The organism is Gudongella sp. QWL-04 (assembly GCF_058683975.1).
The window spans coordinates 1,052,414-1,063,804 of sequence record NZ_CM178754.1 but is presented as its reverse complement, the minus strand read 5'-3'; the positions used below and the strand labels follow the sequence as shown (position 1 = coordinate 1,063,804).

Below are 11,391 nucleotides of genomic sequence, written 5' to 3'. Positions count from 1 at the left end.
AACTGAATTTTTGATGATTTTGCGCTTTTCTGGATGAAATAAAAACGGAGCGCTATTTAGCACCCCGTATAAATATCATTTAGTTGAATAAGTTGTTTTTAACTGTGTATTTGCCCTTGACTTCGCTGTACCAGGTCTGATAAGCCTCAGTCATCTTTGTTTCCTTGAGGACCTCAGTTATTGCTTCTTTTGAACCATCAAGAGTAGCTTCCTCAGCAGCCTTCTTGTCAAAAATCTTTATTATGTGGAAGCCAAATGTCGTTTCAACGGGTTCACTTACTTCTCCTACAGCAAGCCTGAATGCAACTTCCTCAAATGGCTGTACCATGGCACCTTTTCCAAAATATCCTAGATCACCACCGTTGCCGGCATTGCTGGTATCCAAAGAAAACTCCTTTGCAAGGTCCTCAAAGCTTTCACCTGAGTTCAGTTTTTCGAGAATATCGTTGGCCTCTTCTTTAGTTGCAACAAGAATATGGCTAGCTTTGACTTGCTCTGAAACGTCAAAATCCTCTTTATTCTCAGCAAAATACAGTGCGATTTCCTCATCACTTACAGTTATCAAAGGCTCCATAAGCTTTTCTATGCTAAGATTCAGCTTCAGGTTTTTTCTTATGCTATCTTCTGTATAACCATACATTTGAAGTGTACTCTGAAGACCCTCTTCTCCACCATAAGCCTCTGCCATTTCAGCGTACTCAGCATCGATCTCTTCTTCAGTCACTTCGATGTTGTTAGCTTCTACTTCCAAATCCAACATCTTTTCTAAGATCAAAGCTTCCAGGACTTCTTCTCCATTTTGCTCAACAAGATAATCATAGAATTCATCCTTAGTGATCTTAACATCGTTCACCATAGCTACGACTTCTTCATCACCTGCGTTTGAACAAGCTCCTGCTAAAGCCCCAAAAATCAGCACTATAGCTATAAGTGCAGTCAATTTTCCTTTTTTGTTTAAAATGTTTTTCATTTATTCAGCTCTCCTCTCCTGTTAATACCTATACAGTATACCACAAAAAAAGAATTGATGGGGTTACAAAACAAATCTGAAAGATGAAAGTTTGGTGAAATCGATTGAACTGGTGCGGTTATCCTGGATAGCTTTATGGGTATAAACAGCAAAAGTGTGTTGTTAATGATTTGGAGGTTCAGCAATGGATTCAGCGATAAGTGCTTTTATATTGAATAAGGCATCCATAGGCTTTATGATACTGGAATCCCCTAGTACCAGTAACGATCCAGGAGACATGATTATAATAGATGCTAATGAAAGTATCAAGAAAGTACTTAGGATAGATATCCCAAGGGAAAGTACATTACTTAGCAATGTAATGGGTAGCTTTTTGCTTGAGCAGATTAAAATTATAATATCAAAGTCTGTACGAAACTCTTCTTCTTCAGAGAATTGGACTGGTATTTTAGGCTGCAGCTGCCAGGCAAAAGCTATTAAGCTGGATGAAGGAAAGTATGCCCTGGTTGTTGTAACCGGAACTGAAGATACCTCTAAATCTGAGAGAATGAAGCTCAGACTTTTGGAAAATATTCCAGGTATGGCTTATCGTTGCATATTAGACAGGGACTGGACCATGGAATATATTTCAGATGGCTGCAAAAGGCTTACCGGGTACGATCCTGAGGACTTGATACAAAACTCGATCATAACTTTTAACGAAATAATACAAGAAGAGTATCGGGATTATGTATGGGAGACTCTTAATCTTGCTGCAGGTGAGAATCGTCCATATAATCTTGAATACCAGATAAAGACAAAGGAAGGCAAACTAAAGTGGGTTTATGAGCAAGGACAGGCCAATTATGACATCGATGGTCAAATAGAGGCACTTGAAGGAATAATAGTCGATGTAACACATCAGAAAAAACGGGAGGAGCAGATCAATTTCCTGACCTATCATGATTCAATGACGGGGCTGTATAACAGACGTTATTTTTCTGAGATATCGTCTCAGCTGATCTTTGACGATGCGCTTCCGATCTCTGTTATAATCGGAGATATAAATGGCCTGAAAATGATAAATGACGCCTTTGGTCACGAACTGGGTGACTGCCTCATCAAGGAGACCGCAAATATTCTCAAAGAGTCAGTGAGGAGCACAGATATTGTCACAAGGATAGGCGGAGACGAATTTGCCATATTCCTCCCACACACTCCTAAGGAAACTGCGAGGACAGTCCTCGAGAGAATAGAGAAAGGCACCAGGGTATACAATGAGGACAATGGAGATACTCCTATAAAGATAAGCATTTCACTGGGACTTGATACTGTAAACACCAGAGAAGAAAGCCTGGACGAAGCCATAAGAAATGCTGAAGATATTATGTATAAAAATAAGTTATTTGAACACAGAAGCTCACACAACAGCATACTGGCATCCATCAGAGGTATGCTGACCAGAAGAGGCGAAATGAGAGAGGAAAATCTTTCTACTCTTCAGTGTATAGCTCAAAGATTAGGCGAAGAGCTTCATCTTGATGAGGAAATGGTCCAGCAGTTGATCATGCTGGCTTCCATACATGACCTTGGCAAGGTAACTATAGACTCAGAACTTCTAAGTAAGAAGGAGCCGCTTACCAACGAAGAGTGGGAAGTTCTGAGAAGACATCCTGAGATGGGCTACAGAATAGCAATGGCATCTATGGATCTTGCTGCAATTGCTGACTACATCCTTTCACACCACGAGAGATGGGATGGGAAAGGCTATCCATCAGGCCTTAAGGGAGAGGAAATACCTTTGCTATCGAGGATCATAGCCATAATAGATGCTTATGATGCAATGACAGGAGGCAGACCCTACAGAGAGAGACTTTCAAGAGAGGATGCAATTATTGAGATTATAGATAATTCAGGTACTCAATTTGATCCCAAAATTACTGAGATATTCGTAAGGCTTTTGGATAGTGGAGAAGCATTATGCTGATCATCTATTACGTAGATAAGAGTTGTGGTAATCTTATATAACATTAAATTGAACTTACATGGAGGAGCATTATGAACCCAAGCACAAGTCAGATATTATTCGCATTCGGGATAACCCTCTTCGCAGGATTATCAACAGGTATAGGAAGTGCACTGGCATTCTACACCAAACAGACAAATAAGAAGTTCCTTTCAGCAGCTCTTGGATTTTCAGCAGGAGTCATGATATATGTGTCCTTCGTCGAAATTTTTGCCAAGGCGAGGGAGTCGCTCGAGGGTATATACGGACCCACTATGGGACTGGCAGCAACTACCCTTGCATTCTTTGCAGGAATAGCTATTATTGCACTAATTGACAAATTCGTTCCCAGTGGCGAGAATCCACACGAAATGAGGGACGTCAGGGAGATGAGGATAGTGCCTGACGAAAGTCACGAGCTCATGAGAATGGGTTTGTTCTCTGCCCTTGCAATAGCCATCCACAACTTTCCAGAGGGGCTGGCAACCTTTATCAGTGCACTGCAGGATCCCTCTCTTGGTATATCCATTGCAGTGGCTATTGCTATCCATAATATCCCTGAAGGCATTGCAGTATCTGTCCCTATATACTTTGCGACTGGGAGTAAAAAGAAGGCCTTCAAGTATTCATTCTTGTCAGGCTTATCAGAGCCTCTTGGAGCAACAGCCGGCTATTTCCTGCTTATGAATTTTTTCAATGATTCAATGTTCGGCTACATTTTCGCCGCTGTCGCAGGTATAATGGTGTATATATCTCTTGATGAGCTATTGCCCACAGCTGAGAAATACGGTCAGCACCACATAGCTATATGGGGTATGATAGGAGGCATGGCACTTATGGCTACAAGCCTCATTCTTTTATAGCTGTAAACTATTCCCAACAAGTATTTCGTTTGATATAATTATTGCAATATTAGGTGATCGGGGTGTATTTATGCCGTCAATTGAAACTGACAGACTTAAGCTTAGAAGGTTCAAGCTAAGCGATATTGGAGATTTTTATGAGTATTCGAGCAATCCTCTCGTTGGTCCAAACGCCGGCTGGGATTATCATAGAGACAGAGAGGAAGCGCTTCTTCTTTTAAAGAACTTTTCAAACAACAATGAGATCTGGGCCTTGGAGCACAAGGAAGACTCCAAGGTCATAGGCTCTATCGGGGTACATAAGGATCGTAAACGTGACAACAAAGGAGCGAGAATGCTTGGCTATGTTCTAAACCCGGATTATTGGGGGAAAGGACTATGCACTGAGGCGACTCTTGCACTGGTGAAATATGCCTTTGAAGGGATGAAGGTATCCCTGTTGTCAGTCTATCATTATCCTGACAATGAGCGTTCCAGGAGAGTAATAGAAAAATGCGGATTTACCTATGAAGGAATATTGAGGAATGCAACCGTTACATATGACGGCAGGGTATGTGACGACCTGTGCTACTCAATGACGAAAGATGAGTATGTCAAAATATTTGGGAAAAAATAGAATAAGACAAACCAGGTCCGGAGCAGCTTAAGAAAGCTGTATCTGGACTTTTTATTTTTGAACTGCCTGAAGTAATCAAATTGTAACCTTAAATCAGACAGGGTCTTTGATATTGGGCGTCTATAAATGATATAATAGTCTTATATACCGAAGGAGGGTAATATGGATAAAATAAATCGGCTTATAACCTACATCAAAAGACTAAACTCCAAGGAGGACGGAAGGAGTCTGTATTTGGAGTACAAGGAGGATATTGATACTGTAACTCCTCAGGATGCATTCGAAATATTCCACGGATTGCTTCAAGATGGATTCAGGGAGAATGAGGTATTGGTATTCCTTGATAAGATAATCAATGTATTTTATGAAAGCCTTTCTAATTATAGATACCAAAGACCGAAGAACGACAACTTTCTCCTCGACCTGATTCTTGAAAACGAGGAAATGAAGAAAAAAATAGAAGGAATAAAGGTTGTAATAAGGGAGCCTGTATCATCCATAAGGAGACAAAAGCTGCTTCCACTGGTAGAAGAGCTTATGGAATTCTATCCCCATTACACTAAAAAGGAGAACATTCTTTTCCCATATCTCGAAAAGAGGATGGAGAAATTCGAAGGCCTTACAATAATGTGGGCTCTTCACGATGAGGTAAAAAGAGAGATCGAATACGCTATAAAGTTGATAAAGGATCCATCCAGCGATGACCACTCGATCAACGTAGCAATTGCTGAAATGTTTTTTGGAGTATTAGGCCTTGTAAGAAAAGAGGAACTTATTCTGTTTCCTTCAGCCAGTGAGGTATTGGAGGAGAACGAGTGGTACGATATGCACAAGCAAAGTCACGAATACGAGTTCCCGTATATACAGAAAACATGGGATCCGGAGCTTATAAAGGAGTCCATTGAAGTTGACGGCATATCGGGAACCTTTAAGACTGAAACAGGCGAACTGACTATGGAGCAGCTGGCATTGGTATTCAGTTCACTGCCTGTGGATATGACCTTTGTAGATGAAAACAATAAAGTCAGGTTCTTCACAAGACCAAAGGACAGGATATTCCCAAGATCCCCTGCCATAATAGGACGCGATGTCAAAAATTGTCATCCACCGGACAGCGTCCATATAGTTGAGGAGATAGTCAGCTCATTTAAAAGAGGAGAAAGGGACACGGCGACTTTCTGGATCAATATAAAAGGTAAAAAGATACTGATTCAGTACTTTGCCCTAAGGGACGATTCAGGAAGCTACAAGGGAGTAATTGAGGTAAGTCAGGATATAACGGAGATTTCGCAGCTGCAGGGCGAGAGAAGGCTGCTTCAGTGGGATTAAGGAGCATAATGACGGTGTAGCGAGCAGAAGCATTGGGAGGTGCAATAGCATTGAAGAAGATCAAATCGATAGTTTTACTAATGGTTATAGCAATAGCATCATTGATAACATCAGCAAAAGCATACGCAGCTGAACCGATAAGGCTTGTGGTAAATGGTAGAGATATTACCCATATGTCAGCACCAATACTCGACAACAACAGGACCCTCGTTCCCGTTCGATTTGTCGCAGAGGAACTGGGCGGCAAGGTAGGCTGGGATAACACTAACAGAGCCGTCTCAATCGAAAAAGACGGGAAGAAGATCGTACTCATAGTTGGAAGCAGGCTTATACAGCTTGATAACGGCGCAAGAGCAATGGTCTCAGACGTAGCACCAAAGATAATAAATGACAGGACCTACGTTCCTTTGAGAGTAATAAGCAACGCTCTGAATATCGGGATCGACTGGAAGAATGAAACTAGGACGGTATATGTTGATTCCTCAAAGAACTCGATCATGGAGCCATTTTTCAACATGAGTATCACAAGTCCTGCAGCAGGCATAGTCATCACCGGAACCACAGAGGTTTCCTATTCTATAGGAGCACAGGAGCTCTCAAAGGGTAATGAAGTAAGACTTATGCTGTTAGACAGGTCAAATGCAAAGGGCTTTGTAGTCGCCAGAGGCACCGGGTCTTCAGGGAAGGTCACATATATTCCAAAGGTAGAGGACAATGGCAGCAAGCTTCTTGCAGCAGCGCTATATGATTCAAACGGAGTTTTGATAGCATCTGATGTCATACCTGTTTCAGTTCAAGTGATGCCACAGGTTTCTATCGGCGGTATCTATGACAATATGACTGTAAGCAGCGCAGTCCAAATGACTCCTCAGCTGAACTTTGTTCCCCATTCGGTAACCTATACCATGACGAACTTAAACAATGGGAATGTTCTTAAATACAAGGAACTGGATCCTTATGGAACCTTCACCTGGGATCCATCATTTGAGCAGCAGGGTAGCTATAGCATCAAGCTGACTGCCTATGATATGTCTATGAAGGGCTATGACAGCAGGTCCATACAGCTGTCAGTCTCTGTGGATAAGAAGCTATCTCTTTCTGGCGTAACACAGGGGATGACTATAAATAAGCCGGTAACTTTAATAGCATCCAGAAACTTTAATGTAAAGGATACGACCTATGTCTTAAGGGACAAGGCGACAGGGGCAGAAATAGCCCTTGCCACCATACCATACGGAGGGTATACCTGGTTTCCTGGACCTCAATATTCAGGGGATAAGGAGCTTATGGTAAGAGTAACAGACACCCTTGGACAAAGCTGGACAAGCAATCCCATAAGTGTAAAGGTGGATGGAAGTCCCAGAATTCAATTCTTGGGTATCGGACCAAACGAGGTCATTACCGGAGCATCGAAGCTAAACTATAGAAGCAATGTTGATGTAACAAATATAAAGTATGTCTTAACGAATATCAAGACTGGCGAAAAGAGAACGATCCTTCCGTCTGCAGGTTTTGCAGAAACTCCATATGCTCCACTTCCAACCGATACAGGAGACTGGAGAATTCATGTCGAGGGCAGCTTTAACGGCAGCGCCTTAAGAAGCGAATCAGTTCAATTCAAAGTATATACCGGAAAGCTATACGGACCTTATAGCATAATAGAAAAGGACAAGTTCCTGGGCTTTGCATCTGGTATGGCTGTGGAAGCGATGAAAAAGACAGGAATGTCGGCTGCTATACAGACAGCTCAGGCAATTCTGGAGACCGGCTGGGGGCAGAGTGTACCAAGCGACAAATACACCGGAAAGAAGTCAAATAACCTGTTCGGCATTAAGCAAAAAGGAAACGAGGATTATGTAATTTCAAACACTTGGGAGGTATATAACGGAGTGACCTACAGGATCGATGCCAAGTTCAGGGCATATAAGGATCCTAAGGAAAGCTGGAATGACCACAAGGCCTTGCTTCTTAATGCAGCAAGATACCAGATATTCAGGGATGTTATGCACGACTATACCTCAGGAGCTTGGGCTATAAGGAGAGCAGGCTACGCAACAGATCCACAGTATCCACTAAAGCTCATAAGACTTGTTAACCAGTATAACCTTCAGGAGCTTGACAGAATAATATTTTAGCGAGGAATTACTATGAGAATAGGCTATGCATGCCTGACCAGGGGAATACCCTATACAGATATAAAAGGAACTGTACAAAAAAATGCCACCGAAGCAAGGTTGAGGGAATTGATAGCCCACAACCTTGCTTCACTTGACAGGATGCTTGATTATAACAGAGATTCCGGTATACATATGCTTAGGATAAGCTCTGATATCATACCCTTTGGTTCAAGTCCCATCAACACACTCCAGTGGGAAGGGGAATTTGAGGAGGAACTGGCTGCTTTAGGTCGTAAACTAAAAGCTTATGACATAAGGGTTTCCATGCATCCAGGTCAATACACTGTCCTCAATTCACCTAGAATAGAGGTCGTCGACCGAGCTATTCTTGACCTGGAATATCATGTTAGATTTTTAGGGGCACTGGGGACTGATGCAGCCCATAAGATCATTTTACATGTGGGAGGAGTTTATGGGGATAAACAGTCTGCCATGGATGTTTTTTCAGAGAACTGGGATAAGCTCCAGGATTCTATTAAGTCCAGGCTTGTTATTGAAAATGATGACAGGTCATACACTATAGAGGATGTACTTGAGCTTGGAACAAAGAACGGTATCCCGGTAGTATTTGACAACCTTCACCACCAGGTCAACGGCAATAGAGGATCTGACTTGTCATGGATCAAAGAAGCAAGCAAAACCTGGAAGCAAAAAGACGGGGTTCAAAAGATACATTATTCACAACAGGACGGCAATAAGAATCCTGGTGCACACTCAGGAACAATAGACGTCGCTGAATTCCTGAAGTATATTGAAGAAAACTCTGGAATAGACTTCGACATAATGCTGGAGGTAAAGGACAAGAACCTGTCAGCTGCAAAGGCGATAAATGCTCTTGATACAAAGAACATAATCCAGCTTGAGAAGGAATGGAGCAGATATAAGTACAATGTTCTGGAGAGCTCACCTAGGATTTACCAGGAAATAAGAGAGCTTCTTAAGGATAAGTCCTCATATCCGGTAATAGAGTTCTATAAGCTCTTAGACCAGGCACTGGAAACAGCCCCAACTTTGGGAACCTCGGTTAACGCACTTGAGCATGTATGGGGGTACTTCAAGGACATCGCTGATGATAAGGAAAGAACATGGTACGCAAAGACCATTGATTCCGCTTCAAATGACACTTTATCACTTAGTGCAGCCAAGAAAAAGCTGTGGTCTATGGTTGAAAAATATGATGAAAAGTATCTTCAAAAATCCTATTACTTTCATCTATAATAAATGCACCTATTTTATAAGTAAGGAGAGAGTGTTTTATGATAGAGTTTGTATGTAACAGCTGTGGTGAGAGGCTTCCAGAAAATACAAAGGTATACATATGTAAATGTGGCGGTCTTTTAGATCTAGTGTCAACCGATGCAGCTTTTGATTTTGGCAAACAATTAAATATTAAGGACCTTTCCCTATGGAGATACCAGGAGGTTTTGCCCTATGGGCTTGAAGAAGCCTCAGAGATAACAATGGGTGAAGGTCTCACACCTCTTGTCAAAGTGCAGGAGGGTTTGATGGGTAAGGCTGAATACTTTATGCCCACCTTATCCTTCAAGGACAGAGGAGCAGTAATGCTGGTGGTCCATGCAAAAAGGATGGGATTTAAAAGCCTTGCCATAGACAGCAGCGGAAATGCGGCCACAGCAGTGGCTGCCTACAGTGCTCGTGCAGGTATAAAATGCAGCGTGTTTGTACCAGAGGGAACCTCAGAAAAGAAGCTTGCCCAAATAAAGGCACATGGAGCTGAGATAAACCTCATAAAGGGACCAAGAGAAGCTTCAGGCGCTGCAGCAAGGGAGTATGTGGAGAATAACGATGCATTCTATGCCAGTCACATATATAATCCTTTGTTCTACCAGGGTACTAAAACTTATTTCTATGAGGTATTTGAACAGCTTGGAGGAAAATTCCCGGATGGCTTTATAATCCCCGTGGGCAATGGAACTCTTATACTGGGAGCTGAAAAAGCATTCTCAGAGCTTCAGAATGCCGGGCTTATAGATAAATGGCCTAGGATAATAGGCGTTCAAGCATCAGGTTGTGCTCCTATCTATAAGGCATTCAAGGATGGACTTGATGTGGTACCCATAATAGAGTCAACAGGTACTGTGGCAGAAGGTATCGCCATATCAGCTCCTGCCAGAGGAGAAGAGATACTTAAAGTAATCAGACGATATGGGGGAGATATGGTTGTAATCGAGGATGAGGAGACACTTAAGGCCCGCGCCACATTGGCAGCTAAAGGCATTTATGTGGAAATAACTTCGGCTGTAAACTACGCTGCCTACTTGAAGATAATGGCTGAAAATGGAGATAGGCTATGGGTCATGCCCTTCTGTGGTGCAGGCATAAAAAGTAGTTGACATATATTTTTAACGGTTGTATAATAAAATCAATCCAAAAGGATTAGCACTCAACACAAGAGAGTGCTAACAAAAACCAATAGAAAGGAGTTGTTGATCATGGCAAGCTTGATACCTTTTAACAAAAAAGGAAACAGGTTGATGGGTCCGGGCTTCGGTGATTTCTATGGTATGCTGGATGATTTCTTCAGCGACGATTTTATGCCTAGAAGAAGCCTGGTCAGGGACACCTTCAAGGTGGACGTGGTGGATAAGGAGAAGGAGTATGTTATCGAGGCTGAGCTTCCTGGCGTAAAAAAAGAAGAAATATCCCTCGATATACACGACGGTCAGCTCAGGATCTCAATTGAGAGAGAAGAGAAGGTAGACGAAGAGAAGAAAAATTACATCCACAAGGAAAGAAGGTACTGCTCAATGAGCAGATCCGTATACCTTGGAGATGCAGCACCGGATGCGATCAAAGCCAAGCTGGATAATGGTGTTCTTACTATAACAATACCAAAGGCTGAAAAGCTTGAAGTAAAAAGCAAAATCGAGATCGAATAACAAAAAAGCGGGGAAGCACAAACCCCCGCTTTTTTACGTCATCCCTTAAATCCATGAATTTCAGTCATTCTGAGCAGCAGCGAAGAATCTTAATCTTAACTCTTGGCTCTTAACTCTTAACTATCCTTTGACCCTGTCATCCCGACCACACTACCCCTGTCATTCCGACCGAAGTGGAGGAATCTCAGTATTTATCTTTATCTTTTTTAATAGCGAAGTTCAATAAGCTAATAACTTTCTCTTATAAAAACCAAATTCTGATTAGAAACTCTTATTTCAAGGTATATGTATAAAAACTAACTCCAAAGGAGGAAATACAATGAATGTAATAATCTATTCAACACCTACTTGACCATGGTGCACTAAGGTAAAGGATTACCTAAACCAAAAGAACATAAGCTTTACAGACTATGACGTTTCCAAGGACTACAACAAAGCAGTGGAAATGGTCCAAAAGTCAGGTCAAAGAGGAGTACCAGTAATAGACATCAATGGACAGATCATAGTAGGCTTCGACAAAGCTAGCATAGATCAAATATTAGGATTATAAAT

General features: G+C 41.9%; 10 protein-coding genes. 9 read left to right on the top strand and 1 reads right to left on the bottom strand.

Annotated elements, in window-relative coordinates:
• Positions 1-79: 79 nt before the first annotated feature.
• The gene (locus AC4PHB_RS05470; RefSeq protein WP_492137615.1) at positions 80-970 is read right to left on the bottom strand and encodes a foldase protein PrsA; all 891 of its coding nucleotides are present in this window, start codon (positions 968-970) and stop codon (positions 80-82) included.
• Positions 971-1,154: 184 nt separating this feature from the next.
• Here AC4PHB_RS05470 and AC4PHB_RS05465 point away from each other — a divergent pair, with 184 nt between their 5' ends.
• The 9 genes from AC4PHB_RS05465 (at position 1,155) to AC4PHB_RS05425 (ending at position 11,389) form a co-directional block, all read left to right on the top strand.
• Positions 1,155-2,936, top strand: a complete 1,782-nt coding sequence (locus AC4PHB_RS05465; protein WP_492137614.1) for a diguanylate cyclase — start codon at positions 1,155-1,157, stop codon at positions 2,934-2,936.
• A 71-nt stretch (positions 2,937-3,007) separates the two neighbouring features.
• Positions 3,008-3,817: a zinc transporter ZupT gene (gene zupT / locus AC4PHB_RS05460; protein WP_492137613.1), complete on the top strand. Its 810-nt coding sequence runs from the start codon at positions 3,008-3,010 to the stop codon at positions 3,815-3,817.
• Between the two features lie 70 nt (positions 3,818-3,887).
• A complete protein-coding gene (locus AC4PHB_RS05455) occupies positions 3,888-4,433 on the top strand; it encodes a GNAT family N-acetyltransferase (protein ID WP_492137612.1) in 546 nt (181 codons plus the stop codon).
• A 162-nt stretch (positions 4,434-4,595) separates the two neighbouring features.
• The gene (locus AC4PHB_RS05450; protein ID WP_492137611.1) at positions 4,596-5,762 is read left to right on the top strand and encodes a DUF438 domain-containing protein; all 1,167 of its coding nucleotides are present in this window, start codon (positions 4,596-4,598) and stop codon (positions 5,760-5,762) included.
• A 50-nt stretch (positions 5,763-5,812) separates the two neighbouring features.
• On the top strand, positions 5,813-7,897 hold the full coding sequence (locus tag AC4PHB_RS05445) for a stalk domain-containing protein (protein ID WP_492137610.1): 2,085 nt from the start codon (positions 5,813-5,815) through the stop codon (positions 7,895-7,897).
• A gap of 12 nt (positions 7,898-7,909) precedes the next feature.
• Entirely contained in the window at positions 7,910-9,157 is a 1,248-nt protein-coding gene (gene uvsE / locus AC4PHB_RS05440) for a UV DNA damage repair endonuclease UvsE (protein ID WP_492137609.1), read from the top strand.
• A gap of 38 nt (positions 9,158-9,195) precedes the next feature.
• A complete protein-coding gene (locus AC4PHB_RS05435; RefSeq protein WP_492137608.1) occupies positions 9,196-10,293 on the top strand; it encodes a threonine synthase in 1,098 nt (365 codons plus the stop codon).
• Between the two features lie 99 nt (positions 10,294-10,392).
• On the top strand, positions 10,393-10,839 hold the full coding sequence (locus AC4PHB_RS05430; RefSeq protein WP_492137607.1) for an Hsp20/alpha crystallin family protein: 447 nt from the start codon (positions 10,393-10,395) through the stop codon (positions 10,837-10,839).
• A 319-nt stretch (positions 10,840-11,158) separates the two neighbouring features.
• Complete coding sequence (locus AC4PHB_RS05425; protein ID WP_128425721.1) at positions 11,159-11,389, top strand: glutaredoxin family protein; 231 nt, start codon at positions 11,159-11,161, stop codon at positions 11,387-11,389.
• The last annotated feature ends 2 nt before the right edge of the window (positions 11,390-11,391 follow it).